The organism is Agromyces terreus (genome assembly GCF_009749465.1).
In the GTDB taxonomy this organism is placed as follows: domain Bacteria; phylum Actinomycetota; class Actinomycetes; order Actinomycetales; family Microbacteriaceae; genus Agromyces; species Agromyces terreus.
Window position 1 is genome coordinate 190,184 of the sequence record NZ_WBIS01000005.1, and the last position, 26,709, is coordinate 216,892.

Genomic DNA, 26,709 nt, shown 5'->3' on the forward strand with positions numbered 1-26,709 from the left:
GCTCGCTCCTCGACCGACCGGCCTCAGGGCGCGCTCGGCGACTCCACGACGATCTCGCCCGAGATGATCGACTCGCGAAGGCCCTCGATCTCGCCGTCGAGCTCGGGCGACACGAGCGAGGCGAGGTCATGGTACGGCGCGATCTCGACGCCGGCGTTCTCGAGCGTGCCGACGTAGGGCTCGTTCGTGAACGCGTCGTCCTGCACGTCGCCGACGATCTGCACCATCGCGTCCTGCGTGTTCTTCAGCACGCTCGTGAGCAGCACCGGGCGGTACTGCGCCGGGAGCGTCTCGTAGCCATCGCTGTCGACCCACACGATCGAGACGCCGCCGTGCTCGAGCGCCGCCGCGGCCGCCCCCTCGCCGACCTGCCCGGCCACGGGGAGGATCACGTCGGCGCCCTGGTCGATGAACCCCGAGGTGAGCGTCTTGCCCTTGTTGACGTCCTCGAAGTCGCCCGTGAACGCGCCGTCCTGCGACGCCTTGCTCCAGCCGAGCGCCTTGACCGCCGTGCCGTGCACCTCGTTGTACTTCGCGACGCCGTCGACGAAGCCGTCCATGAACAGGGTCACGGGCGGCTGGTTGCCGCCGCCGAACGTGGCGACCACGCCCGTCTTCGTGACGCCCGCCGCGAGGTATCCGGCCAGGTAGGACGCCTGCGCGGTGTCGAACACGACCGGCTTCACGTTCGGGGCGTCGACGGACTCGTCGACGATCGCGAAGGACACGTCGGGGTTCGCGCCGGCCTCGGCGAGCGTCGGATCGGCGAGTTCCCACCCGACGGTCACGATGAGGCCGCAGCCCGACTGCACCGCCTGCTCGACGTTGGGCGCGAGGTCGGTCTCGCCCGTCGAGACGATCGCCCGGGCCTCGACGCCCAGTTCGTCTTCGGCCTGCTGCAGGCCCTCCCAGCTCGACTGGTTGAACGAGCGGTCCTCGAGGCCGCCCGAATTGGTGACCATGCGCACGCAGCCGGAGCTCTCGGCGTCGCCGCCCTCCTCCGGCGCCGCCTGGCAGCCCATGAGCACGACGGATGCCGCGACCAGCGCGATCCCGAATCCGATCCCCTTGCGCGACATCCGTTCCTCCTGTGCCGAAAGCGTTGTGTGCCGAAGCGTCGAACCGTGCCGGATGCCCGTCAGAGCACGTCGCCGGATCCGCCGAGGCGGAGCGCGTCGACCACGGCCTTCACGCGCTGCGCGTGCTCGCTCGTCGTCACGAGGAGGGCATCCGGCGTGTCGACCACGACGATGTCCTGCACGCCGATGAGGCTGATCACGCGCTTCGAACGGCTGACGACGATGCCGCTCGAGGCGTCGGCCAGCACGCGCGCGTGCTCGCCGAGGATGGCGAGCTCGCCCGAGCGGCCGGAGGAGTTCAGCTTGGCGAGCGACGCGAAGTCGCCCACGTCGTCCCACTGGAAGTGCCCGCGCACGACGGCGAGCCGGCCGGCGTCGGCCGCGGGCTCGGCGACCGAGTAGTCGATCGCGATCTTCTCGAGCCCCGGCCAGATGCGGTCGACCGCCGGCCCCCGCGTGGCGGGGTCGTCCCATGCCGCGGCGAGCTCGACGAGACCGGCGTGCAGCTCGGGCTTCGTGCGCGCCAGCTCTTCGAGCAGGGTCGACGCCTTGGCGATGAACATGCCCGCGTTCCAGAGATGCGCGCCGCCGTCGACGTAGCGCTTGGCGGTGTCGAGATCGGGCTTCTCGACGAAGTTCTCGACGAGCTCGACCCGGCCCGCGCCCGGGATGTCGAGCTGCTGCCCGCACTGGATGTAGCCGAAGCCGACCGCCGGCTCGGTCGGCGTGATGCCGATGGTCGCGATGTACCCCGCACGTGCGGCCGTCACCGCGTCGGCCACGGCCGAGCGGAAGAGGGCGTCGCCCGAGATGACGTGGTCGGCCGCGAACGATCCGATGATCACGCCGGGCTCGCGGAGTTCGAGGATGGCCGCCGCGAGGCCGATGGCGGCCGTCGAGTCGCGCGGCTCGGATTCGAGCACGACGTTGACGTCGGCGAGCCCCGGCAGCTGCGACTCGACGGCGGCGCGGTGCGCCCGGCCGGTGACGACCATGATGCGCTGATCGCCGGACAGGGGCGCGAGGCGATCCCACGTGTCCTTCAGCAGGGTCTGGCCCGAGCCGGTCAGGTCGTGCAGGAACTTCGGGGCGTCGGCCCGGGAGAGCGGCCAGAGCCGTGAGCCGACGCCGCCGGCGGGGATGACGCTGTAGAACCCGTCGAACGGGACGGAGTGCGCAGACATGAGTCCGAGGATAGCCCGCCGCCCCGTCATCGGAAGAGGGGCTCGGGGCATGAGGCATCCGCTCGCTCGCGAGATATCTCGACATCGAGAGAGTTAGGCAGCCCTTAGCGGCGGCACGACGGCCTCGGGACTACAATCGCATCGGGCCCTACGGCCCGTTCGCGCCCTGAATCGAGGGCCTTCAGCAGCCAGGGAGGGTTGTTCATGCCAGAGAATCCGGCAGGAACCCTGACCGCACCCGCGAAGCCGGCGAAGCAGAAGCCTGGTGGCACGCTGTACCGCGGCCGCGAGGGAATGTGGTCGTGGGTATTGCACCGCATCACGGGCGTCGCCATCTTCTTCTTCCTCTTGGTGCACATCCTCGACACCGCGCTCGTGCGGGTCAGCCCCGAGGCCTACAACGCGGTCATCGGCACCTACCAGACGCCCATCATGGGCCTCGGCGAGGTCGCCCTCGTCGGCGCGATCGTGTTCCACGCCTTCAACGGCCTGCGCATCATCCTCGTCGACCTCTGGGCCTGGGCCACGCGCCACCAGAAGCTGCTCTTCTACATCGTCATCGCCCTCTGGGTCGTCACGATGCTCGGCTTCGCGCCCCGCCACCTCATGAACGTCTTCAGCCACTAAGGAGCGCAGACATGTCCGTCATCGAAGCGCCTCGCAGTCAGGCACGCCCCGCACGCAAGCGCGGCGTGAACCTCGAGAAGTGGGGCTGGATCTACATGCGAGCCAGCGGCGTCGTGCTGCTCGTGCTCATCTTCGGCCACCTGTTCGTCAACCTCCTGGTCGGCGAGGGCGTCAAGGCCATCGACTTCGGGTTCGTCGGCGGCAAGTGGGCCGACCCGTTCTGGCAGTGGTGGGACGTGCTGATGCTCTGGCTCGCGCTCATCCACGGCGCCAACGGCATGCGCACGATCGTGAACGACTACACGAACCCCGGCACGACGCAGAAGCTACTCAAGGGCTCGCTCCTCGTCGCTGCCGTCGTGCTCATCGTGCTCGGCACCCTCGTGGTCTTCACCTTCGACCCGTGCCCCGCCGGCTCCCCCGCAGACCTGCTCCCCTCGTTCTGCCCCGCTGTCTAGGAGAACCGTGACTTCCCAGAGCGCACACGTCGAGACCACGGTCGTCGACGGCGTCCACTACCACCAGTACGACATCGTCATCGTCGGCGCCGGCGGCGCCGGCATGCGCGCCGCGATCGAGGCCGGCCCCGGCGCGAAGACGGCGGTCATCTCCAAGCTCTACCCGACGCGCTCCCACACGGGCGCGGCGCAGGGCGGCATGGCCGCCGCGCTCGCGAACGTCGAGGAGGACAGCTGGGAGTGGCACACCTTCGACACCGTCAAGGGCGGCGACTACCTCGTCGACCAGGACGCGGCCGAGATCCTCGCGAAAGAGGCGATCGACGCGGTCATCGACCTCGAGAACATGGGCCTGCCGTTCAACCGAACCCCCGAGGGCAAGATCGACCAGCGTCGCTTCGGCGGGCACACCCGCGACCACGGCAAGGCGCCCGTGCGCCGTGCCTGCTACGCGGCCGACCGCACCGGCCACATGATCCTGCAGACGCTGTTCCAGAACTGCGTGCGCCTCGGCATCGAGTTCTACAACGAGTTCTACGCGCTCGACGTCATCATGACCGAGGTCGACGGCGTCGAGCAGCCCTCGGGCGTCGTCGCCTACGAGCTCGCGACCGGCGAACTGCACGTCTTCCAGGCGAAGGCGATCATCTTCGCCACCGGCGGCTTCGGCAAGATCTACAAGACCACCTCGAACGCGCACACCCTCACGGGCGACGGCGTCGGCATCATCTGGCGCAAGGGCCTCCCCCTCGAGGACATGGAGTTCTTCCAGTTCCACCCGACCGGGCTCGCCGGACTCGGCATCCTCCTCACCGAGGGCGCCCGCGGCGAGGGCGCCATCCTCCGCAACGCGAGCGGCGAGCGCTTCATGGAACGCTACGCACCGACCATCAAAGACCTCGCGCCCCGCGACATCGTCGCCCGCTGCATGGTCCAGGAGGTCGCCGAGGGCCGCGGCGCCGGCCCGCACAAGGACTACGTGCTGCTCGACTGCACGCACCTCGGCGCCGAGGTGCTCGAGACCAAGCTCCCCGACATCACCGAGTTCGCCCGCACCTACCTCGGCGTCGACCCGGTGTACGAGCCCGTCCCCGTGATGCCGACCGCGCACTACGCGATGGGCGGCATCCCCACGAACGTCGCCGCCGAGGTGCTCCGCGACAACGACACCGTCGTCCCGGGCCTCTACGCCGCCGGCGAATGCGCGTGCGTCTCGGTGCACGGTTCCAACCGCCTCGGCACGAACTCGCTGCTCGACATCAACGTCTTCGGCAAGCGGGCCGGCCGCAACGCGGTCGAGTACGTCAACTCCGGCGTCGACTTCACCCCGCTGCCCGACGACCCCGCGGCGGCGATCCGCGACATGCTGCAGTCGCTGCGCGACTCCGACGGCACCGAGCGCATCGCGGCGATCCGCAAAGAACTGCAAGACGAGATGGACAAGAACGCCCAGGTGTTCCGCACCGACGAGTCCCTCGCACACGTCACGAACGTCATCGCCGGCCTCCGCGAGCGCTACAAGAACATCGCGGTGCAAGACAAGGGCAAGCGCTTCAACACCGACCTCCTCGAGGCCGTCGAGCTGGGCTTCCTGCTCGACCTCGCCGAGGTCGTCGTCTACTCCGCTCGCAACCGTCAAGAGAGCCGCGGCGGGCACATGCGCGACGACTTCCCGAAGCGCGACGACGAGAACTTCATGCAGCACACGATGGCCTACCTCTCGGGCGATGCGCACTCGGCGGACGCCGCCGACCACATCCGACTCGACTGGAAACCCGTGACCATCACCCGCTACCAGCCGATGGAGAGGAAGTACTGATCGTGAGCTCCGCCACGCTCGAGCAGCCCCCCGCCGCCGAGGCCGCCATCCAGTCGTTCACGGTGACGTTCCTGATCCGCCGATTCGACCCCGATGTCGACACCGAGCCGCGCTGGCAGGACTTCGACGTCGAGATGTACGCGACCGACCGCGTGCTCGACGCCCTGCACAAGATCAAGTGGGAACAGGACGGGTCACTCACGTTCCGCCGCTCGTGCGCGCACGGCATCTGCGGGTCCGACGCGATGCGCATCAACGGCCGCAACCGGCTCGCGTGCAAGACCCTCATCAAGGACCTCGACATCTCGAAGCCCATCTACGTGGAGGCCATCAAGGGCCTGCCGCTCGAGAAGGACCTCATCGTCGACATGGAGCCGTTCTTCGCGAGCTACCGCGAGGTGCAGCCCTTCCTCATCGCGAACTCGACCCCCGAGGCCGGCAAGGAGCGCGTGCAGTCGATCGCCAAGCGCGAGATCTTCGACGACACCACGAAGTGCATCCTCTGCGCCGCGTGCACCTCGTCGTGCCCCGTCTTCTGGACCGACGGTCAGTACTTCGGCCCGGCCGCCATCGTGAACGCGCACCGGTTCATCTTCGACGACCGTGACGACGCGGCATCCGTTCGCCTCGACATCCTGAACGACAAAGAGGGCGTGTGGCGCTGCCGCACGACCTTCAACTGCACCGACGCCTGCCCCCGCGGCATCGAGGTGACCAAGGCCATCGCCGAGGTCAAGCAGGCGATCATGCGGGGCAAGCCCTGACGATCCCGACCGCGACCCCGTCGCGCTGAAGAAGGGCCGATGCGATTCGCATCGGCCCTTCTTCGTTGCCCGTTCGCGTTCCCCCTCGCTCACGGGAGCCGTTCACGGCCACCCGGCGGCATCGTCTGCCGCCGGGTGCCCTGGATCACTCTGCGGATGCCTCCCGGCGCCGCCGGACCACGACCCAGACCACGGCCAGCCCGCCGAGGAACAGCAGGCCCGCGGCCCCCCAGATCCACGGCCCGGTCGCGAATCCGGTGATCGCGGTGCCGCCGAGCAGCGTCACCGTGACGGTGTCGTCGGCGCACTCCGTGACCGGATCGGGGTCATCCGCCGTCTGCCAGCAGACCTCGCCGGTGTTGTCGATCGTCGAGACCGTCGCACCCGGCTTCACGTGCACCGCCAGGTCGATGACCGGCGCCGAGGTGAAGTTGGGTCCGAGCTGCCCGAGCAGGTCGCAGTGCAGCGTGCCGCCGTATCCGCTCGAGTCCTTGCCGGTCACCTCGCAGTTCTCCCAGCGGGGGAACGCGGGCGCCGGTGCCGTCGTGATCTCGTCGACCCGCAGCGTGGCCGGGATCTCGTCGAACACCTCGGTCGGTTCCGTCGCGCCGGTGCCGACCGACGTCACCTGGAGCGAGTAGCTGAAGTCGCCGTTCGCCTTGGTGCTCGTGACGCTCGCCGTCTTCTCGATGTCGAGTTCGCCCGGACGGTCGATCGCACAGGTCGGGAGGGCCTGCGGGTAGACCGCCAGCACCGTCTGGCTCGGGTTCACGGAGAACACGACGCTCGCCGGGTTGTCCATGTCGCGCCAGGCGTAGCTGGGCAGGCTGTCATCGAGGATGAGGTCGAGGAACCGGGTGCCGGGTGTCGGCGGGTTCGTCAGGTCCTCCTCGGTGATGGGGCGCCAGCCCGGGAACTGGTACGGCAGTCCGTCCTCGTCGACCGCGGCGCCCGGCCACAGCAGGCGGCCCTCACGGGCATCCCACGGAATGGTCTGGACCTTGGTCTGCGTGCCGTCGGCCGAGGTCCAGGTGACGGTGATGTCACCGGGTTCGACGTTCTCGGTCGCCTGGACGTTGTAGTACAGCCACGGGACATCCGCGATGCATCGCACGTACACTCCGGCGTCGACCTTCTTCACCGGCACCTCGGCGTCGGCGCAGTCGTTGTCGGGGTTGATGTCGCCGAGGTTGCCCTCGGGGACCTCGAGCGCCAGTGCGGCGACGCGCTCGGGCCGTTGCGCCACATACCCGCTCGTGGACACGCACGCCGTGTTCGGAATCACCTGGTTCGCGGGGAACTCCGGCAGCACCGGCGCAGGGTCGTCAGGACCGACGGCCGCCGGCGCCTCGACCTCGGCCGGGAGCACCCGGACCGGGATCGTGATCGTCGTGACCTGGCCTTCGACGAAGGTTCCGGTGTAGGCCGCCGTGAACTGGTTGCCCTCGGTGGACTCGGTCCAGTTCTCGGGAGCCTCGAACGTGGCCGGGCCCGTGATCTCGAGCGACGGGTCGATGAGATCGGTCACCTCGAGGTCTTCCACGTCCTTTCCGTGGTTCGTGACGGTGAGGACCCAGTTGAAGGTGTTGTCCTCGGTGTCGTCCACCGCGGTCACGCCCTCGGGCAGTTCGGCCGTCTTCTCGATGCCGACGTCGACCAGGAACGCCGTGTTCGTGATCTCGCACGTCACGTCGTCTCCGGCTTCGACCGACACCGACCAACTGGACTCGCCCTCACCGCACTGCCAGGCAGATGCCTCGTAGTAGTCGGGCACGAGCGGGCTCGACGGGTCCTCGATCGAGTCCTCATACAGGTAGTACTCGCCGATCGAAACGATCTGGGAGACGCCCTCCTCGCTTCCCGCGACGGCGACCGAGTTGTCCTCGCTGTCTGCGAAGAGCGTCCAGTCGCTCGCCACGCCTCCGGTGATGTCGCCCAGCGCCGAGTTGTCGACGTGCTTGACCAGTGTCAGCTTCGCGATCGGGATGTCGACGCAGTCGCTGATCGGCGTGGTGATCGTGCCCGACGTGTACTCGCCGGCGTTGTAGAACCCATGACCGGTCTCGTTCTCGAGGCACTTCGCGTCGTCGATGTCGGTGATCGTGTCGACCTTCACCGTCGCCGTGATGGTCCACACCTCCACCGTCGGCTCTTCGCCCGCGGCCGGGATGAGCCTGGCGTCGGCGAGCACCGTGCCGTCGGGGGCGATGCCGGTCCAGTCCTCGACCACGTTGCCGTCGGGATCGGTGGCAGCGGCGGTGAACGTCGTGCCGGCCGGGAAGGCCGGGGTGTCGCTCAGGTCGTAGTACTGGTCCTTGTCGCTGGCGTTGGTCACCGTGATCTCGTACGCGACGTCGAAGGTGCCGTCGCCGTTGTCGGTCGGTCCGTCCGAGACCGTCTTGACCGCCGTCGAGGTGCCCGGCCCGTCGCACGCCGTCTCCTCCGTCGGCAGGCCGCCGACGGTGAGCTCGGCGACGTTGCGGAAGCCGCCCTGGCCGTAGCCCTCGCCTGCCGTGCACTCGGTGCCCGACTCGGAGGTCCACGCCTCGGCCGTGACCGTGGCCACGACCGTCACCGTGTAGGTGTCGGTCTCGCCCGCGGCGAGCAGCTGACCCGTTGCGAAGTCCGTCTCCAGCGTGTCGGGGAGGTCCTCCCACGAGCCGCTGAGGCCGTTGTCTCCGCTCCAGTCGGCCGACTCTATGACGATGCCCTCGCCGAACTCGCTCAGGTCATCGGACAGGTCGTACTCGAGGGGCGAGACGCCGCTCGTGTTCTCGACCGTCACCGAGTACTCGATCGCCCACGTGCCGTCGGGCTGCTGTTCGGTCGACGTCACGGTCTTGTGGAGTTCGTACGTCGCCGGCTTGGCGGTGTTCGTGATCTCGCACTCGACCTCCTGACCGGGCTGGAGGCTCACCGCGTCGTCGTCGAGCATCGCCGGGGTCGCCGGGTCGGTGTTCGTGACGGTGCAGGTCCAGTCGCTCGGGTCGAACTCGCCGGCTTCGGGGAAGTCGGCGCTCTCGGCGAGGTCGTACGGGGTGTTCGACTTCACGTCGCCGGTCGCCGTGCCGTCGCCCTCGACCACGGCGGTGCCGTCGTCGCTCGCTGTCAGGTGCCAGAGGCTCGGCGGGAAGTCGCCCGCGACCGACTCGGGCTCGACGTGCTTCGTGAGCGTCAGCGTCGGCGCGACATCCGTGTTCGTGATCTCGCAGTCGACGCTCGCGCCGTACTGCAGGACCGTGAGGGTGGCACTGGTCGCACCGGGGGTGCTCACCAGACTGAACACGTCATCGGCGTCGCCGCTCTCGGTGGAACAGGTCCACGTGGAAGAGACCGTGTACTCGACGCCGTTCTCCCAGACCGTCGACACCTCGTTGAGCGTGTACGCCTGTCCGAGAGCGACCGATCCGGTAGCCGTGCCCTTGCCGCTGAAGGTGTCGTCCTCATCGGAGACGCCCGTGCCGCTCAGCGTCCAGTCAGCCGCCTCGCCGTCGCCGCCGTTCGGGTTCTCGACGACCTTCGCCAGGTTGACGGTCTGCGTGCAGTCGACGTAGTTGGTGACGGTGAACTCGTTGACCGCGCCCTCGAGCACCTCATCGCCGAGACCGGTCGTCGCCTCCTGGTCGAGCGAGCACCGGACGCCCTCGGGCGTCGTGACATCCGTCTCGCTGATGGTCACCGAGTCGCCGGCCGCGTACGGGCCGTAGGCGGTGTCCCACTCGGACGAGGCGCCGTCGAGCTGGAGCGTCGCCTCGAACCCGTCGGGCAGCTCGTCGCTGTCCCACGCGATCGGGTCGCCGCCGTTGATCACCCAGAGCTTGGTGACCTCGACGGTGACGGGAACGTCGCCGCAGTCCTCGGCGTCGTAGGTGTCGCCCGAGGTGACCGTTGCGCCGTTGAGCAGACCGTGGCCTTCCCCATCGTCGCCGGCGCAGATCAGGCCCTCGGTCGGGGCATCCGAATCGACCGTGAAGGTGACCGTCACCGTGAAGGTGTGGGTCTCAGCAGGGTCGAGGTCCTCGTTCTCGACGATCTCGGTGACGGCGGAACCGTCCCATGCGGGGTTCACCGCGATCACCGGGTCACCGGTCGACGCGACGGTCGCGCCCGTGATGTTCACGCCGTCAGCGAAGTCGACGGTGTCATCGAGGTCGTAGACCAGGGCCTGGTCGGTGCTCGTGTTGTGCACGGTGATCGTGTAGCTCGCCGTCCAACCGCTCGCGTCACCCGTGACCGGACCGTTGAAGGTCTTCGTGATCTCGGGCATTGCCGGCAGACCGCAACCGGTGCTGGACGTCGGCGTGCCACCGAACGGCGTCAGAACGGCTTCGTTGAGGAAGCCCACATCGGGCGTGCCCTCAGCCGGTTGACACGTGTTCGTGGTCGGATCCGCGAACGCCGCCTTGTCCACGTTCGCCGTGACCGTCACGGTATACGTGTGCACGTCGTCGCGCTCGATGACCTTGTTCGTCGGAACGAGGTGGGCGGTCGGATCGGAGGCCGGGTCAGCCCACGCCCCGCTCGTCTCGCCGGTCCAGGACGCCGACAGCACGTCGACCTCGGGGCCGAAGCGAAGCGTGTCGTCCAGTGTGTAGCGCGAGATGAACTCCGAGTTGCCCGTGACCGTGATGTCGTAGACGAGGGTCCAGAGACCGTCGCCGTCCTGCGTCACCGTCGGGTCGGTCTTCAGGACCGTCGGGTTGCCGCCGCGGCTGATGTCCGTGCAGTCGTCGTCTTCGCGGACGATCTGGCCCGAGGTGAGGATGGCGTCGTTGAGGAAGCCGACCCCGTCGGGGTTGTTGTCGCTCTTGCACTCCAGCTCTGCGGGGTCGATCTCGCTCGCCGGCGCGTCGACGTTCAGCACGACGGTGTAGACGTCGACTTCTCCGGCGGCGATGGGTTGGTCTTCGACCACCGTGAACTCGGACCCGTCGTACGGAGTGACCGCTGCGCCGCCGTCGATGGCGTAGCTGAGGTACTCGACACCGGCCGGGAACGCCGGGGCATCCGTCAGCGTGTAGAACGAGGGCTTCGAACCGGGGGCCGTGTTCGACACCGTGAGCGTGTAGGTCACGTTCCACGTGCCGTCGAGCTGCTGCGCCGACGTCGCGCCCGCCTTCACGATCGTCGGAGCGCTCGGAGCGTCGCAGGCCGAATCGTCGACCGGCACGCCCGCGACCGTGAGGGTCGCCGTGTTGTTGAACGCACCGCTCGCGCTGTCGGACGGGCAGGCTGTCTGCGCCGGCGTCAGGTCGGGCCCGGTGAGCACGATGCCGGTCACGGTGACGCGGTACGTGTCCTTCGGGTCGGGGTCGCCCGCCGCGAGGTACGCGCCGGTCGCGAGGGCCGAACCGTTCGTCCACCCTGGGATCGCGGCGCCGTTCTTCGTCGCCGCGTAGACGCCGCCGGTGATGCCGGCGCCGAAGTGGGTGGTGTCCGCGAGGTCGTAGGCGCCGCCCACCGCGCCGGTGTTCGTCACCACGATGTCGTACGCGATGCTCCACGTGCCGTCGACGGCCTGCATGACCGAGCCCGGAACGACCGACTTGGTGTGGATGATGGTCGGCGGCGTGACGGTGACGCAGCCCGTGGCATCCGTCGTCTGGTTGCCGGAGACGAGCGTCGCGGTGTTGTTCAGGCCAGCTTCGCTCGGGCAGATGTAGGCCGGGTCATCCGCCCCGATCCGCACCTTGACCGCGATCTGGTAGACGTGCGCCACAGCACCGCCCGCGAGGGCGACGTCATCTGCGAGCAGCGTGTTCGGTGCGGCACCCGTCCAGGCGGCGACCGTCGTGACGCCCGCGGGCTTCGAGACGACGGTCGGGAGCCCGACCTGCTCGGCGGAAGCCGGCAGCTTGAGCTCGTCCTTGAGGTCGTAGACGACGCCGGTCGTCGCCGACGGGTTCGTCACTGTGATCGTGTACGGCAGCGTCCACGTGCCGTCGCCGTTGTCGACGGCCGTGCCGCCGACCTTGGTGACGTTGGGCTTCACCGGGAGGGCGCAGTCGGATGCCTCGTACGGCACCTCGTTCACGATCATGGTCGCGGTATTGAGGAAGCCGACGGTGCCAGGCTCACCCCCATAGCAGGTGTCGGGGTTGCTGCCTCCGAAGTCCGCACCCGGTGCGACAGTCGCGTTGACCGTGACGTGCCAGGTGTGCGACGTGCCCTTCACGAGCGTCGGCTCGCCGTCGAACGCCTGCTCGTCCGTGAACGGAACGGTCCAGTTCGTCGAGGCACCGGGCGGGGCGGGGAGCGTGAGCTGGTAGCTCGCGCTATTGACGGTTACGTCGCCGCCGAAGTCCAACTGGTCGCTCAGGCTGTACGTCAGGTCTTGGAAGGTGCTCGGGTTCGTCACGACGATGTCGTAGCCGATCGTCCAAGTACCGTCACTGTTCGATGTCGGGATGGCGGCCGTCTTCGTGATGTTCGGTGTGAACGGCTTCAGGGTGTTCGTGACGACGCAATCGAGCTGGTCGCCGGGCGACAGCGCGGCTGCCGAGGGTCCGGGGGTCGGGTCGGCGCCGTTCAGCGAGCAGAGCCACGCTCCCGGCGCGAACTCGCCGGCGTTCGGCAGCGAGGTGGTCTCCGCGAGCGAGACGGTTTCGCCTGCAGGTACGTCGACCCATCCCGCAGTGCCGCCTGCACCGCCGACGACCACGTCGCCGAGAGTCGCCGTGAGGTTCCACGAGTTTGCCGGAGCCACGGAATCGGTGACGATCTTCGTCAGCTTGATCTGCGGAGCGATCGGCTTGTTCGTGACCACGCAGGTGCCTTGGGCGAGTGCATCGAGGGTAATGGTGTTCGTCACGGTGTAGGCGCCGTTGGGCGACGTCTTGCACCGGATGTCGACCTGTTCGTACCCGAGCGGGCCTCCGGATTCGGAGATCGTATAAGTCGTACCGGGACGGACGAGGATCGTGTTACCGGTCGTCGTCGACACGGGCACCAGGCCCGGGACCGACCCGCCCGGGGTCGCGGTGAGCGTCCAAGCAGCAGAGTCGGCATCGGTGCCGTCGAGTTCCTGGACGCTCTTGACGAGCGTCAGCTGGGCGGTCTGGTTCACCGCGGTGCACTGGATGCGGAAGCCCAGCGGCGGCGTGACGCCGCCGTTCAGCCCATCGGAGAAGCCCGGGATGACCGTGCCGGCGGCATTGACCTGCACGCAGTCCCAACTGCCGATCGACGGCGGTACCGGAACGGCGTTCAAGCCCAGAGTCTGCACGTATCGCGGGTCGCCGCCCGTCTCGACGAGCGGGTAGCGGACGTTCGCCGTCACGAAGGCGGTTGCTCCGTCCGAGCCCGTCGTACCGTTGGGCCCGGCGAGGGCGCCGTCTGGCGCGACGGCGTCGAGCGTCCATGCCGTCGGCGCGACTCCGCCGTTCGAGACGGACTTCTTCAACGTAAGCTGCGTATCGCAGGTGACGATGTTCGTCATCGTGTAGCTGTTCGTACCCGGCTGCAACGTCGCATCGTAGGGCAGCGCCGCATTCAGCTGCTGACCGTTCGCGAGCGTCACCCGTTGATCGGTGATACGACAGAGGTCGCGCGAGCCGACTCCCGAGGTCTCGTTCAACGAGACGACGGTGCCGGCGGGAACGGGACCTTGTACCGTTACCCAATCACGGTTGGCGCCGCCGACCGTCAGTTGGGCGGCGATCCCGCTGGGCTGCTGGCCGTTCTGATAGGTCACGCCGTTGATGACCCAGACCTTGTTGACGCTGAACGTCGACTGCGGCTGCGGCGGGCGATTCCACACGTTGCAGCTGATCGCCTGGGTCGAACTGACGGGCAGCGAGAAGCCGTTCGTCTCGTTCGTCACCGTGATGGAAGCTCCGGTGGCCTGGTTCGTACACACCGCGTTCTTGCCGCCGGTCTGCACGATGGTGTGATCCTGCGGGTCCTCGGTGATCTTCACCGTACCGGTGGTGGTGCCGCCCGCGAAGGTGAGCGGGAGGTTCAGCGCTCCCGTGCCAGCTGCCGTCGGGCCGGACTGCGACGCCGGCGTGATGCCCCCGGTCGTCGGCACCGCAGTGAAGGTCCACCCGCCCGCCGGGGTCTGACCCGTCTTCTGCTCGCCCGTGCTCGAGCTCGATACGACCTGCTTCACGATCGAGACCGAGCCCTCGCAGGAGCCGAGCGCGAGGTCGCGCAGGATGTTGCCGGCCTGGGTATAGTCCGTGGACTGGAAGTAGTCGGAGTTGAGAGTGCCGCCCGAGATGGCGATCAGGTTGTCGGGCGCGCCGCCGACGCCGCCGCCGACGCCGAAGGCGACCACACGGGTCTTGAGGGCCTTCAGGGCGTTCGCCGAGAACACGCCGTTCTCGACCTCGCGGAAGCGTGTACGGTCACCGGGACCTTCATCGTTGCCGTAGACGGTCGGGTTGCCGTCGGTGAGGACCACCGCGAGGTCGTACTGCGTGCCGCTCGAGGCGACTTGGTAGATGCCGCGGTCCCAGTTGGTGGCATTGGTCGGGGTAGTGAAGGTGTCGATGTGGTTGCGCACCGTATTCGCACCGGCGACGGTGGAGACGGGCGTGATTCCGAGATTGGCGCCCGCAGTCGCCGGAGCGACGTTGTTGAACGTGAAGAGGCCGATCTGCGAGGGGGTTCCTTGGAGTGCGGTGACGAACCCCTTCGCAGCATTCTTCAGCTGCGTGAAGCTGCCTGCGACCGACCCCGACAGGTCGATGATGAGCGCTACGCGCACGCCGCACTGCTGGATTGCAGGCGGGTTGGCGAGCGAGTTCTGCCAGATGCCGCCGGAGGCGTTGTTGGAGGTGTTGCCCGTGGCGATCATGAAATCACTGAGCGAGCTGTAGGTTCCGCCGTTCTGGATTACGTTCGTGCGGAACCGGTACGCCGATGAAGCGGGGGTCGTCCCGGTCGCAAGGGTGTTGCTCTGGAACCATCCAGAGGGCACGCCCGGAGTCGACTGCGCGACCCAGTAGCGAGCGCCGTTCGGCGTCGGCACAGTGAAGGTGCACGCGCCCGAGGCGATCGAAGTGCACTTGGCCCAGGGCTGGTTGATGATGGATCCGAATGTGCCAGCGTTGTCGGTGTAGAGCTGCAAAGAGACGCCCGCGAGCCCGTCGACGTTCGCGACGCCCGTGCGGACGCCACCGACCTGCACGGTGATCGTCGCGGGGCCCGTGTAGGTGTGGGTGAATTCACAGTTCGCGTACTTCTGCGTGGGATTGCCGTTGGAGTTGGTGTAGGTCACCGTGTGCGCGGCCTCGTCCGCACTGGGGTCACCTGAGCCGCTGCCGCCGGTGCTGCACTCGAAGTTCGTCAGCGTGTAGTTCGCGGGCCCGCTGTCGGCGTAGAGAGTGTAGGTGTTGTTCCTCGGAACGGGACGCGTTTCACCCGACTCGAAGTCGTAGTTGTCACTGTTGCTCGACCGCACCGCGTGCAGGGTCCAGTCGTTGGGCGATGCTGTACCACCCACCACGGTGTTCGTGATGCTGAGGTTCGCGCAACTGGACGCGCAGTCAGCCGTGTCGGCGGGGAAGATCGCCATCGGCGTGATCCCGACGTTCCCCTCGGGCGCCACGCTCTTCGCGGCCGGCGCCTTCGCCGGGGCCTTGCTCGGTGCCTCCTCGGCGGGCGGCGTCGCCTCCTCGGCCGGCGGCGTGGTCTCCTCGGCGGGCGGTTCGCTCGGCGTCTCCTCGGCGGGAGCCTCGCTCGGCGTCTCCTCGGCCGGAGCCTCTTCGGCGGGGACCTCGTCGGCGGGCGCCTCACTCGACTTCGCGGCATCCGTGCCGTCGGTCGACTCGCTCGTGACCGTCGGGTCGGTCGGCGCGTCGGTCGCCTCGGCGAACGCCATCGTGGGCAGTCCCACGACGAGCAGCGCGCCGACGCCGATGGAGGCGATGACCCCGCGAAGGGATCGGGAGCGCTCGGCCTCCCGCTGACGCTTGGACCGCCGCGGGTGCTGTGCGGAGTCGTCGTGCCGGGTTCCGAACCAGTTGCTCTTCATCATCGAACCTTCGCGTCGGGTCAGACTGCGGAATGTGAGGAATACGCAGGTGAGGCGAGTCAAGCACTGTCGGGGCCGACTCCGACAGAGCCTGCGCGTGACCAATACGGGGGGCATCTCGTACCGCGACCCGGGCGTCTTCGGGGTTCTCGGTGACGGCACCCCCCGAACTCGGGGCATCCGAGACATCCTCATTTCGATGCGTACGAATGGATGCCGCGGATCGCCCGCCCGGCCGCGACTCGCGTGCTCGGCTGCGGCGGCGCCCGAGCGCGACGCTCAGTACGCTTGGGAGCGTGAGCGAGCGTGCGTCGACCGTGCCCGATGGCACCCCCGACCGACCCCCGTCGCCCCGAACGACCCGCGAGCCGTCGCCCGGCGCCGCGCCCGCGGCATCCGCCGACGAACCGGCAGCGCGCACGGCCCGTGAACGGCTCACCGAGCTCAGCGAGCCGCTGCGCGAGCGCTTCGAGGAGCCGATCAACCGCTTCACGACGATCACGAACAAGACGATGGCCCTGTTCCCCGTGCGGGTGTGGCGGTACTTCCTGGCGCAGAACGGGTTCATCCTGTCGTCGGGCATGAGCTATCAGGCCCTGTTCGGCGTCTTCGCAGCCGTGTATGTGGTCTTCGCGGTGTTCGGCATCTGGTTCACGAACAACGAGGCGGCCATGACCGCGTTCTCGACGCTCGTGAACACGTACGCCCCCGGTCTCATCGGCGACGACGGCATCATCACGCCCCAAGAGCTCACGGCCATCGCCTCGACGAGCACCGGCACGCTCAGCTGGACGGGCGTCATCGCGCTCGTCGGCTTCATCTGGACCGCGATCGGCTGGGTGACCTACACGCGCATCGGCGTGCGCAGCACGTTCGGCCTGCCGAAGGACTCCCGGTCGTACGCGCTCCTGAAGCTTCGCGACTTCGTCGCCGGCCTCATGTTCGGCGCGGTGCTCATCGTCGCTTCGGCCCTCTCGGTCGTCACGACCGGGTTCCTGTCGTGGCTCGTCTCGCTGATGGGCATCGACCCCGACGCGGGCGGCGCCGCAGCGAGCGTGCAGGTCGGCGCCGTGCTCGTGGTGTTCGTCATCGACACCCTGGCCCTCGCGGTCCTGTTCCGCTACCTCTCGGGCGCCGAGATGCCCTGGCGGCGCATGGTCATCGGCTCGGTGCTCGGCTCGGCCGCGCTGTCGGTCATGCAACTCCTCGGCGGCGTGCTCATCACCTTCGCGAGCAGCAATCCCCTGCTCGCGACCTTCGCGGTGTTCATCGCGCTCCTCTTCTGGTTCCGGATGACGAGCATCGTGATCCTCGTCGCGGCGAGCTGGATCGCGGTCGAGGCCGCCGACTCCAACGAGACGCTGCTCTCGCTGAGCCCCGAGCAGATCGAGGCCGAGCGCCGCCGTCGCGAGGCCGAGGCCGCGGTCACGGTCGCCCGCGTCGAACTCCGCAGGGCCAGGGCGGATGCCGCGAGCGCCGGCTGGCTCGGAGGCTTCCGCGCCCGGCGGCGAGTCGCCAAGGCGCAGCTCGACCTCGACGAGGCCGAGGCCGCGGCGGCGCGGCTCGGGTCGCCGCGGGCGTGAAGCCCGGGCAGCCCCGGGCCGCCCCGGGTCGCCGCCGGTCGTCGCGGGTCGCCGCCGGCGTGAACGACGTCGGAGGGCTCGAATAGGATCGAGGGCATGCCTTCGACCTCCCGTCTCCGTGTCGCCAGCGTGAATGTGAACGGAGTGCGGGCCGCCTACCGGCGCGGCATGGGCGACTGGCTCGCCGGCCGCGACGTCGACCTGCTCGCCCTCCAAGAGGTGCGCGCGTCGACCGAAGACCTGCAGGGGCTCCTCGGCGACGAGTGGAGCGTGCTGCACGACCCGGCGACGGCGAAGGGCCGTGCCGGCGTGGCCATCGCGAGCCGCCGTCGGGCGAGCATCCACCGCGTCGAGCTCGGTGCTCCCGACTTCGACTCGGCGGGCCGGTGGCTCGAGGCCGACTACGAGGTGGGCGGCCGCATCGTCACCCTCGTGAGCGCGTACGTGCACTCCGGCGAGGTCGACACCCCGAAGCAGGTCGAGAAGTTCAAGTTCCTCGACGCGATGCAGGCGCGGCTGCCCGAACTCGCGGCGCACTCCGAGCTCGCCCTCGTGGTCGGCGACCTGAACGTCGGGCACCGCACGCTCGACATCAAGAACTGGAAGGGCAACGTCAAGCGCGCCGGGTTCCTGCCCGAGGAGCGCGCCTACTTCGACCGCTTCGTGGGCGCCGAGGGCTCCGACGACCACGGCCTCGGCTGGGTCGACGTCGGCCGCCGCTTCGCCGGAGAGGTCGAGGGCCCGTACACGTGGTGGTCGTTCCGCGGCAAGGCGTTCGACAACGACGCGGGCTGGCGCATCGACTACCAGCTCGCGACCCCGGCCCTGGCCGAACTCGTGACCGACTACGCCGTCGACCGGGCGGCGACCTACGACGCCAGATTCTCCGACCACTCCCCCGTGGTGGTCGACTACGCCGTCTGAGCGGATGCCGCGCCGCATCCGCCCGCCCCTCCGACTCGCGCTCGACCTGACGAAAGAACCTCGAACATGAACTCCGCCCGCCCCGTCATCTTCTCGGGCATGCAGCCCTCCGGCGATTCCCTGCACCTCGGCAACTACCTCGGGGCGCTCGTGAACTGGGTCGCGCTGCAAGACGATTACGACCCCATCTACTGCGTCGTCGACCTGCACGCGATCACCGTCGCCCAAGACCCGAAGGCACTGCGCGAGAACGTGCGCCGCACGGCCGCCCAGTACCTCGCCGCCGGCGTCGACCTCGATCGTTCCACCCTGTTCGTGCAGTCGCACGTGCCCGCGCACGCCGAGCTGGCGTGGGTGCTCAGCACCATCACGGGCTTCGGCGAGGCCGGCCGCATGACGCAGTTCAAAGACAAGTCGGCCAAGCAGGGCGCCGACGCGACGACGGTGGGCCTGTTCACCTATCCCGTGCTGATGGCCGCCGACATCCTCCTGTACGGCACGAACGCGGTGCCCGTGGGCGACGACCAGCGCCAGCACCTCGAGCTCACCCGCGATCTCGCCGCGCGCTTCAACTCCCGGTACGGCACGACCTTCGTCGTGCCCGAGGCGCTGATCCCCAAGGAGTCGGCCCGCATCTACGACCTGCAGGACCCGACGTCGAAGATGTCGAAGTCCGCGGCATCCGAGGCCGGGCTCGTGAAGCTCCTCGACGACCCGAAGGCGGTCGCCAAGAAGTTCAAGAGCGCCGTCACCGACACGGGCCGCGAGGTGCGGTACGACCGCGACGAGAAGCCGGGCATCTCGAACCTGCTCGACATCTACGCGTCCATCTCGCGTCGGCCCGTCGCCTCGATCGAGGCCGAGTACGACGGCCGCGGCTACGGCGACTTCAAGAAGGACCTCGCCGAACTCGTGGTCGACCACCTCACCCCGATCCGGGCGCGCACCCTCGAGCTGCTCGACGACCCCGCCGAGCTCGACCGCCTGCTGGGCGTCGGCGCCGACAAGGCCGCCGAACGGGCGGAGACGGTGCTCGGCACGGTCTACGACCGCGTCGGCTTCGTGCGCCGCCGCTGACCGGGCCCGCCATGCAGCCCGTCGTGATCCGCACCGAGCGCCTCGTGCTCGACCTGCCCGTTCCGGCCGACGCCGATGTCGTCACGCGCGCATGCCAGGACCCGCTGTTCGAGTCGGTGCTCACCACCCCGTGGCCCTACGAACGTCGGCACGCCGACGCATTCCTCGGCGAGCATGTTCCGAAGGGGTGGGCGACCGGGGGCGAGCTCACCTGGGCGATCCGAGCGAACGCGGGCGACCCGCTCGTGGGCATGATCAGCGTGCGCGAGACGCAGAACGAGATCGGCTTCTGGATGGTGCGCGAGCACCGCGGGGCCGGCGTCATGAGCGAGGCCGCGACCGCCGTCGCCGAGTGGGTCCTCGCGGGCGGCATCGCCGGCGCGTCCACCGTCTTCTGGCGTGCCGTGGTGGGCAACACCGGTTCGGCGAAGGTCGCGAGAGCCGCGGGATTCCGGCACATCCGGCCCGCCGACAGCCTCGTTCCCGACCGCGACGGCAACCTGCGGCCCGCCTGGTTCGGCGTGCGCGAGGCGATCGTCGACCCTCGTGCGGAGTCGAGCTGGAACGAGATCCTCGGACCCCGCGCGTGATGCACGCCGATGGCAGGCCCATCGCCGCTCCGCTCGTGCTCTTCGATCTCGACGACACCCTGATGGCCCACCGCGCCGCCGTCGCCGACGGCATCCTGCGGCACATGCGCGAACGTGCATACGAGGGTGATGTCGACGCCGCCCGAGCGCTCTGGCACGAGCTCGAGGAGCGTCACTACCACGCCTATCTCGACGGCCGGCTCACCTTCGAGGGGCAGCGTCGCGCTCGCGCGCGCGACTTCGCCCTGGCGCACGGCGACGAGCTCGACGATCCGTCGTCTGGCGCATGGTTCGACCGGTACTTCGAACGCTATCGCGACGCCTGGCGTCTGCACGCCGACGCGATCCCCGCGCTCGACGCGCTGCAGGACGCGATGCCGGGCGTGCGCCTCGGCATCATCACGAACGGCGAGCCCGACTTCCAGCGCGCGAAGCTCGAACGGCTCGGCATCCTCGACCGGTTCGAACACGTCATCGCGTCGGGCGCGCTCGGCGTGACCAAGCCCGATCGACGCATCTTCGATGCCGCCGTCGAGCGCTTCGCGGCATCGGGACCGGTGGCGCACGCGGCCTACGTCGGCGATCGGCTGCACACCGACGCCCTCGGGGCCGCCCACGCCGGACTCGACGGCGTCTGGATCGACCGTGAATCCGCGACGCTCGACGAGCCCGACGCCGACGAGATCGCCGCGGCCGGGGTCATGGTGATCACCGGGCTCGCCGAACTCGCGCCGCGACTCGTCGCCCGCTGGTCGCAGGTCTGAGCCGCCCGGCGATCGCGCTTTCGATCAGACGCCGGCCGTCGCCACGACCTCCCCGAGTTGCACGCCGTGACGCGACGCGAGCAGCTCGCGCGCCTCGGCGACCTCGGCGCGGCGCCGCGCGGCATCCCAACCGAGCTCGACGCCCGTGAGCTCGGCGAGCTCGTCGAGCAGCGCGGCCGTGAGCGTCCCGGTGAACGCGATGCTCGTGCGCCGCAGCACCAGGTCGGTCAGGTGCACGACCCGCTCGGTGCGCACGAGCCAGGTGATCTCGCAGCGCGTGTAGTCGGCGTGGTGCGCGAGCGGGGCATCCGTCGCCGGGTCGAAGGCGTCGAGCAGCGCCTCGGCGCGCGTCCCGTACCGCTCGAGCAGGGTCTCGGCGCGGGCACGGCCGATCTCGTCCTGATGCGCGACGAGCCAGACGAGCCGCGCATCGGCGCTCGTCGGGTATCCCTTCCCTCCGCCGATCGCGAGCCCCTCCGTCGAGCGGACGCGGTCGCGTCGGAGCAGCGCGAGCACCTCGTCCGAGAGGTGCTCGGCCAGGGCGCGGAACGTCGTCCACTTGCCGCCGACGAGACTCAGCAGGGTCGTGCCCGGCCGCTCCGCGACATCCGCTCGCTCGATGCGGTAGTCGCGGCTCACGAAGCCCGGCTGCGTGTCGTCGTGATGCGGCAGCGGGCGCACCCCCGCGAACCGGTAGACGATCTGCGACCGGTCGACGGGGATCGACGGGAACACATGCGCGATGAGCTCGAAGAAGTAGTCGACCTCGTCTTCGGTGCACACCGCCGGCTCGCGCATGTCGTGCTCGAGGTCGGTGGTGCCGACCATGACGCGGCCTTTCAGCGGGTAGATGAGCACGATGCGGCCGTCCTCGTGCTCGAAGAAGATCTCGCGGCCGCCGGTCGCCGCGAGCAGCTCGGGGTGCTCGAGCACGATGTGCGAGCCCTTCGTGCCGCCCATGTACCGGGTGGCGCGGCCGAGGCCGGCGTTCGTCAGGTCGGTCCACGGGCCCGTCGTGTTCACGACCACGTCGGCCGCGAGGTCGAACTCGGCGCCGGTGAGCGCGTCGCGCACCCGGACCCCGCCCGAGCCCAGGCCGACCGCGGCCACGTGGTTGACCGCGCGGGCGTGGGGTCCCGTCGCCAGCCCGTCGAAGAGCACGTCGAGCGCGAGCCGCTCGGGATCGTGCATGCTCGCGTCGTAGTACGTGGCCGTGTACTTGACCCCCGGGTCGAGCGCGGGCAGTTCGGCGAGCGAGCGCCTGCGGCCGTGGAACCGGTGCCGCGGCACGGAGCCGCCGTCGCGCGAGAAGGCGTCGTAGATCGTGAGGCCCGCCTTGATGAGCGCGGCGCCGCGCTCGGTCGGCCGCCCCTGCCGGTGGGTGAGGAACCGCATCGGCGCCGCGAGGATGCCCGAGAACGTCGAGTAGATCGGCACCGTCGTCTCGAGCGGCTTGACGTAGTGCGGGGCGATCCGCAGGAGCGCGTTCCGCTCGGTGACCGATTCCTTCACGAGCCGGAACTCGCCGTTCTCGAGGTATCGGATGCCGCCGTGGATCATGTGGCTCGATGCGCTCGACGCCCCCGAGACGAAGTCGCCCTGCTCGACGAGCACGACGTCGACCCCCTGCAGCGCGAGGTCGCGGAAGGTCGCGAGGCCGTTGATGCCGCCGCCGATGACCACGACCTCCGCGGTCGGACGTGCACGGAGCGCGGCGACCTCCGGCCGCGTGCCGGGCGCTGCGGCGCGCCCGTGGTCGGAAGGCTTCTGCTGACTCGTCGGCTGCGATGACATCGCTGTCCTCTCGGATCGTGCGTGGGCGATCGATGCGTCGCCCGGGGATGCATCCATCGTCCGCGCGTGCGCACGCTCTTGCAAGCCGACTGCACAAACGTGCAAAATGGGCGGATGACTCCGCGTGGAACCGACGCGTCCGCCGGCGCCGACCCCGTCTCGGGCAGGACGCGAGAGGCCCTGCGCGCCGCACACCTCTACTACATGCAGGACCTCACGATGGAGGCCATCGCACAGGAGCTGCGGACGTCGAGATCCTCGGTCTCGCGGCTGCTCAGCCATGCCCGGGCCAGCGGTCTCGTCGAGATCTCGATCCACTCGCCGCTCGACCTGCCGAGCCGGATCGAGCAGGACGTCCTCGCCCGGTTCGGCATCGCCGCCCACGTCGTGCCCGTGCCCGACCACGCGACCGACGTCGACCGACTCGACCGCGTCGCCCTCTCGGCTGCACGGATTCTCGGACGGTTCGTCGACTCGAACCAGACCATCGGCGTCGCCTGGGGCTCCACCATGAGCGCGATGAGCCGGCACCTCGTGCCGAAGGCCACCCACAACACCGAGATCGTGCAACTGAACGGCGCGGGCAACGGGCGCACCACCGGCATCCTCTACGCCAGCGAACTGCTGCGCCGATTCGGCGACGCGTTCGGCGCGCGCGTGCAGCAGTTCCCGGTTCCCGCGTTCTTCGACGACCCCGCGACGCGGCGGGCGTTCTGGCGCGAGCGCAGCACGCGACGGCTGCTCGAGCTGCAGGCCGGCATGGACGTCGCGATCTTCGGCATCGGCTCGCCGTTCGCCGAGGTGCCGAGCCACGTCTACCAGGGCGGATACCTCGACCGCACCGACTACGACGCGCTGAGCCGCGACGGCGTCGTCGGCGACGTCGCGACCGTGTTCTACCGCGCCGACGGGAGCACCGACGGCATCGCCATGAACGAACGCGCCACCGGGCCCGACTTCGCGGTGCTGCGCCGCGCACCCCGGAGGGTCTGCGTGGTCTCGGGCCGGGCGAAGATCGCGAGCCTCGCCGGCGCGCTCGCCGCGGGTCTCATCACCGACCTCATCGTCGACGAGGGCACGGCGCGCGCGCTGCTCGAGTCCTGAGCGCGCCCGACGACGCGCACCCACTCGACTCGCCCGGGTTTGGACGGAAACGGGCGACTCGACGCCCACGCGCGACCGCCTGACCGCCCGAGCCCGTAGCGCGAGCCGCGAGCCGCGAGCCGCCAGCCGCGAGCCGCCATCCACTCGCCCGGGTTTGGACGGAAACGGGCGACTCGACGCCCACGCGCGACGGCGGGGCGCGGCGGCGGGGCGCCGCATCCGCGAGCCGCCATCCACTCGCCCGGGTTTGGACGGAAACGGGCGACTCGATGACGGGACCCGACGACGGGGAATACGGCGGCCGCCGACGCGTTGGGTAGAATCGACACGACAAACGTGCTCCGGGGTCGGTGTAATTCCGAGCCGGCGGTGACAGTCCGCGAACTTCCGACAGCGATTCCGATCGTCTGCCGGTGGTTGATCCGGTGGAATTCCGGAACCGACGGTGAAAGTCCGGATGGGAGGCGGCACGTGTCGGCTGTGCTGTGCACGGTCGACGAATTCGGCGCACGCCGACCATTCCCGGAGCCCTGACGACAGGACGACGGATGAGCACGGTCGGCGACACCGATCGCAGCGCGGTCGAGACCGCGGCGATGCGTCGCGCGCTCGAGCTCGCCGCGAACGGCCCGGCCCGCGGCGTGAACCCGCGCGTCGGCTGCGTCATCCTCTCGCCCGCGGGCGAGGTGCTCGCCGAGGGGTGGCACCGCGGCGCCGGCACCGCCCACGCCGAGGTCGACGCGCTCGGCCGCCTCGCCGAGCACCAGAGCGCGTCGGGCGCCACCGCGGTCGTGACCCTCGAACCCTGCAACCACACCGGCCGCACCGGGCCCTGCGCCGAGGCGCTGATCGAGGCCGGCGTCGCCCGCGTGGTCTACGCCGTCGCCGACCCGGGCGAGCACTCCGCGGGCGGTGCCGAGCGGCTCCGCGACGCCGGCGTCGACGTGGCCGGCGGCCTGCTGGCCGAAGCGGCCGAGGACTTCCTCGGCGACTGGCTGTTCGCCGCCCGTCACCGTCGCCCGTACGTCACGGTGAAGTGGGCCGCGAGCCTCGACGGTCGCGCGGCGGCCGCCGACGGCACGAGCCAGTGGATCACCGGGCCCGCCGCCCGCCTCGACGTGCACCGCCGCCGAGCCGAGCACGACGCCATCGGGGTCGGCACGGGCACCGTGCTCGCCGACGATCCGTCGCTCACGGCACGCGGCCCCGAGGGCGAACTGCTCGACGCGCAGCCGGTCCCGGTGGTGTTCGGCCGGCGTCCGGTGCCCGAGGGCGCGGCGCTCACGCGGCATCCGCACGCCATCATCGCCGTCGACGGCCGCGACCTCGCGGCCGACCTGCACGATCTCGCGAAGCGCGGCATCCGCTCGCTCTTCGTCGAAGGCGGACCCACGCTCGCGAGCGCGTTCATCGCGGCCGGTCATGCCGACGAACTGCTCGTCTACCTCGCACCCGCGCTGCTCGGCGGCGGGCGGCTCGCGGTCGGCGACCTCGGCATCACGACCATCGGCGAGGCCCGCCGCTACGACTTCACCGCCATCGAGCGGCTCGGCGACGACGTGCTGCTCGTCGCGCACCCGATCTCGAGACGCGCCCCGCGCTCCTCGACCATCGCCACGGAAGGGAACTGACATGTTCACCGGAATCATCGAAGAGCTCGGCACGATCGAACGCGTCGAGCGCACGGGCGACGCCGCCCGCATCACCGTGCGCGGGCCGCGGGCCGTCGAGGGCGTCAAGCACGGCGACTCGATCTCGGTCTCGGGGGTGTGCCTCACGGTCGTCGACTTCGACGGCGAGCGCTTCACGGCCGACGTCATGGCGCAGACCCTCGCGATGTCGACCCTCGACGCCGTCGAGGCCGGCCGCCCGGTGAACCTCGAGCGGGCCGCGCTCGTGGGCGACCGGTTGGGCGGGCACATCGTGCAGGGCCACATCGACGGCACCGCCCGGGTGCTCGAGGTGCGCCCGGGCGACACATGGCGGGTCATCCGCTTCTCCCTCGACGCCGCGCACGCGCCGCTCGTCGTCGACAAGGGCTCGATCGCGGTCGACGGGGTCTCGCTCACGGTCAGCGGGCTCGGCGACGAGGCCGACGGCTCGTGGTTCGAGGTGTCGCTGATCCCCGAGACGCTCACGGCGACCTCGCTCGGCGCGCTCGCGGTCGGCGACCGGGTCAACATCGAGACCGACATCCTGGCCAGGCATGTCAAGCGGATGCTGCGCCTCGACGCCCACCGCACCCTGCCGTCGTCCGTCTCGGCGGATGCCCCGATCGGGGGTGCACGATGAGCCTCGCGAGCATCCCCGAGGTGATCGACGCGCTGCGCGCCGGCAAGCCCGTGATCGTGGCCGACGACGAGGGCCGCGAGAACGAGGGCGACGCGATCATGGCCGCCGAGTTCGCGACGCGCGAGTGGGTGGCGTGGATGGTGCGGCACACGAGCGGATACCTGTGCGCGCCCATGCCGAACGCGCTCGCAGACCGGCTCGGGCTCCCCCTCATGGTCGAGCGCAGCGAAGACCTGCGCGGCACCGCGTACACGGTCTCGGTCGACGCGGCCGACCGCACCTCGACGGGCATCAGCGCCTCCGATCGCGCGCACACGCTGCGCGTGCTGGCCGACCCCGAGTCCACCGCCGCACAGCTCATCCGCCCCGGTCACGTGATCCCGCTGCGCGCGGTCGACGGCGGCGTACGCGAGCGGGCCGGGCACACCGAGGCCGCGGTCGACCTCATGCGCCTCGCCGGGCTCGCCCCGGTCGGCGTCATCGGCGAGCTCGTGACCGACGACGGCGACATGATGCGTCTGCCCGGGCTCATCGAGTTCGGCGCGCGCGAACAGCTGCCCGTGACGACGGTCGCGGCGCTCGTGGAGTGGCTGCGCGACCGGGAGTCCGACGGGCTCGGCGCGAGCGCGGGCGCCGGCGTCGGCGCGGGCGCGGGCGCCGGCGCGGGCGCG

Annotated in this window: 17 protein-coding genes and 1 riboswitch; of the genes, 13 read left to right on the top strand and 4 right to left on the bottom strand. The window is 69.7% G+C overall.

The window, feature by feature from the left end:
• Positions 1–23 precede the first annotated feature (23 nt).
• Together GQQ92_RS12000 and GQQ92_RS12005 are read right to left on the bottom strand one after the other, a co-directional pair.
• The gene (locus GQQ92_RS12000) at positions 24–1,079 is read right to left on the bottom strand and encodes a BMP family lipoprotein (protein ID WP_156999532.1); all 1,056 of its coding nucleotides are present in this window, start codon (positions 1,077–1,079) and stop codon (positions 24–26) included.
• Positions 1,080–1,138: 59 nt separating this feature from the next.
• Entirely contained in the window at positions 1,139–2,263 is a 1,125-nt protein-coding gene (locus GQQ92_RS12005; RefSeq protein WP_156999533.1) for a mannose-1-phosphate guanylyltransferase, read from the bottom strand.
• Positions 2,264–2,467: 204 nt separating this feature from the next.
• On the opposite strand from GQQ92_RS12005, the gene sdhC reads away from it, so the two are divergent.
• From sdhC to GQQ92_RS12025, 4 genes are read left to right on the top strand one after another with little or no spacing between them, the layout of a single operon-like run.
• A complete protein-coding gene (sdhC, locus tag GQQ92_RS12010) occupies positions 2,468–2,890 on the top strand; it encodes a succinate dehydrogenase, cytochrome b556 subunit (RefSeq protein WP_156999534.1) in 423 nt (140 codons plus the stop codon).
• Positions 2,891–2,901: 11 nt separating this feature from the next.
• Positions 2,902–3,348 (top strand): succinate dehydrogenase hydrophobic membrane anchor subunit, encoded by a 447-nt coding sequence (locus GQQ92_RS12015; protein WP_156999535.1) that lies wholly within the window; start codon positions 2,902–2,904, stop codon positions 3,346–3,348.
• 7 nt (positions 3,349–3,355) lie between these two features.
• Positions 3,356–5,167 (top strand): succinate dehydrogenase flavoprotein subunit, encoded by a 1,812-nt coding sequence (sdhA, locus tag GQQ92_RS12020; RefSeq protein WP_156999536.1) that lies wholly within the window; start codon positions 3,356–3,358, stop codon positions 5,165–5,167.
• A 2-nt stretch (positions 5,168–5,169) separates the two neighbouring features.
• Positions 5,170–5,931 (top strand): succinate dehydrogenase iron-sulfur subunit, encoded by a 762-nt coding sequence (locus GQQ92_RS12025; RefSeq protein ID WP_156999537.1) that lies wholly within the window; start codon positions 5,170–5,172, stop codon positions 5,929–5,931.
• Between the two features lie 145 nt (positions 5,932–6,076).
• On the opposite strand, the gene GQQ92_RS12030 is transcribed toward GQQ92_RS12025, so the two are convergent.
• Complete coding sequence (locus tag GQQ92_RS12030) at positions 6,077–15,910, bottom strand: VWA domain-containing protein (RefSeq protein WP_156999538.1); 9,834 nt, start codon at positions 15,908–15,910, stop codon at positions 6,077–6,079.
• A 296-nt stretch (positions 15,911–16,206) separates the two neighbouring features.
• Here GQQ92_RS12030 and GQQ92_RS12035 point away from each other — a divergent pair, with 296 nt between their 5' ends.
• The 5 genes from GQQ92_RS12035 (at position 16,207) to GQQ92_RS12055 (ending at position 20,848) form a co-directional block, all read left to right on the top strand.
• Positions 16,207–17,493, top strand: a complete 1,287-nt coding sequence (locus tag GQQ92_RS12035) for a YihY/virulence factor BrkB family protein (protein ID WP_156999539.1) — start codon at positions 16,207–16,209, stop codon at positions 17,491–17,493.
• 96 nt (positions 17,494–17,589) lie between these two features.
• On the top strand, positions 17,590–18,417 hold the full coding sequence (locus tag GQQ92_RS12040; RefSeq protein ID WP_156999540.1) for an exodeoxyribonuclease III: 828 nt from the start codon (positions 17,590–17,592) through the stop codon (positions 18,415–18,417).
• Between the two features lie 66 nt (positions 18,418–18,483).
• Complete coding sequence (trpS, locus tag GQQ92_RS12045; RefSeq protein WP_156999541.1) at positions 18,484–19,494, top strand: tryptophan--tRNA ligase; 1,011 nt, start codon at positions 18,484–18,486, stop codon at positions 19,492–19,494.
• A gap of 11 nt (positions 19,495–19,505) precedes the next feature.
• Positions 19,506–20,084, top strand: coding sequence for a GNAT family N-acetyltransferase (locus GQQ92_RS12050; RefSeq protein WP_156999542.1), 579 nt, complete (start codon positions 19,506–19,508; stop codon positions 20,082–20,084).
• Positions 20,084–20,848 carry an HAD family hydrolase gene (locus GQQ92_RS12055; protein WP_156999558.1) on the top strand — a complete coding sequence of 255 codons (765 nt, stop codon included), beginning with the start codon at positions 20,084–20,086 and terminating at the stop codon, positions 20,846–20,848. Before GQQ92_RS12050 ends, GQQ92_RS12055 begins: the two co-directional genes overlap by 1 nt.
• Positions 20,849–20,872: 24 nt before the next feature.
• Here the strand turns inward: GQQ92_RS12055 and GQQ92_RS12060 are convergent, their stop codons facing one another.
• On the bottom strand, positions 20,873–22,642 hold the full coding sequence (locus tag GQQ92_RS12060) for a glycerol-3-phosphate dehydrogenase/oxidase (RefSeq protein WP_156999543.1): 1,770 nt from the start codon (positions 22,640–22,642) through the stop codon (positions 20,873–20,875).
• Between the two features lie 114 nt (positions 22,643–22,756).
• Between GQQ92_RS12060 and GQQ92_RS12065 the strand changes: the two genes are divergently transcribed.
• From GQQ92_RS12065 to ribB, 4 genes are all read left to right on the top strand, one after another.
• Positions 22,757–23,746, top strand: coding sequence for a sugar-binding transcriptional regulator (locus GQQ92_RS12065; protein WP_156999544.1), 990 nt, complete (start codon positions 22,757–22,759; stop codon positions 23,744–23,746).
• 332 nt (positions 23,747–24,078) lie between these two features.
• Positions 24,079–24,221, top strand: a riboswitch (FMN riboswitch).
• A 73-nt stretch (positions 24,222–24,294) separates the two neighbouring features.
• A complete protein-coding gene (gene ribD, locus GQQ92_RS12070) occupies positions 24,295–25,377 on the top strand; it encodes a bifunctional diaminohydroxyphosphoribosylaminopyrimidine deaminase/5-amino-6-(5-phosphoribosylamino)uracil reductase RibD (protein ID WP_232057666.1) in 1,083 nt (360 codons plus the stop codon).
• Position 25,378: 1 nt separating this feature from the next.
• Positions 25,379–26,038 (top strand): riboflavin synthase, encoded by a 660-nt coding sequence (locus tag GQQ92_RS12075; RefSeq protein WP_156999545.1) that lies wholly within the window; start codon positions 25,379–25,381, stop codon positions 26,036–26,038.
• Positions 26,035–26,709, top strand: a 675-nt coding sequence (gene ribB, locus GQQ92_RS12080) for a 3,4-dihydroxy-2-butanone-4-phosphate synthase (RefSeq protein ID WP_156999546.1), incomplete at its 3' end; no start/stop codon positions are given. The genes GQQ92_RS12075 and ribB, both read left to right, overlap by 4 nt.

What these genes read in the sequence shown, in the direction of transcription:
- GQQ92_RS12000 (WP_156999532.1), bottom strand. Translation starts at nt 1,079, where the DNA reads ATGTCGCGCAAGGGGATCGGATTCGGGATCGCGCTGGTCGCGGCATCC.
- GQQ92_RS12005 (WP_156999533.1), bottom strand. Translation starts at nt 2,263, where the DNA reads ATGTCTGCGCACTCCGTCCCGTTCGACGGGTTCTACAGCGTCATCCCC.
- sdhC (WP_156999534.1), top strand. Translation starts at nt 2,468, where the DNA reads ATGCCAGAGAATCCGGCAGGAACCCTGACCGCACCCGCGAAGCCGGCG.
- GQQ92_RS12015 (WP_156999535.1), top strand. Translation starts at nt 2,902, where the DNA reads ATGTCCGTCATCGAAGCGCCTCGCAGTCAGGCACGCCCCGCACGCAAG.
- GQQ92_RS12030 (WP_156999538.1), bottom strand. Translation starts at nt 15,910, where the DNA reads ATGAAGAGCAACTGGTTCGGAACCCGGCACGACGACTCCGCACAGCAC.
- GQQ92_RS12040 (WP_156999540.1), top strand. Translation starts at nt 17,590, where the DNA reads ATGCCTTCGACCTCCCGTCTCCGTGTCGCCAGCGTGAATGTGAACGGA.
- trpS (WP_156999541.1), top strand. Translation starts at nt 18,484, where the DNA reads ATGAACTCCGCCCGCCCCGTCATCTTCTCGGGCATGCAGCCCTCCGGC.
- GQQ92_RS12050 (WP_156999542.1), top strand. Translation starts at nt 19,506, where the DNA reads ATGCAGCCCGTCGTGATCCGCACCGAGCGCCTCGTGCTCGACCTGCCC.
- GQQ92_RS12055 (WP_156999558.1), top strand. Translation starts at nt 20,084, where the DNA reads ATGCACGCCGATGGCAGGCCCATCGCCGCTCCGCTCGTGCTCTTCGAT.
- GQQ92_RS12060 (WP_156999543.1), bottom strand. Translation starts at nt 22,642, where the DNA reads ATGTCATCGCAGCCGACGAGTCAGCAGAAGCCTTCCGACCACGGGCGC.
- GQQ92_RS12065 (WP_156999544.1), top strand. Translation starts at nt 22,757, where the DNA reads ATGACTCCGCGTGGAACCGACGCGTCCGCCGGCGCCGACCCCGTCTCG.
- ribD (WP_232057666.1), top strand. Translation starts at nt 24,295, where the DNA reads ATGAGCACGGTCGGCGACACCGATCGCAGCGCGGTCGAGACCGCGGCG.
- GQQ92_RS12075 (WP_156999545.1), top strand. Translation starts at nt 25,379, where the DNA reads ATGTTCACCGGAATCATCGAAGAGCTCGGCACGATCGAACGCGTCGAG.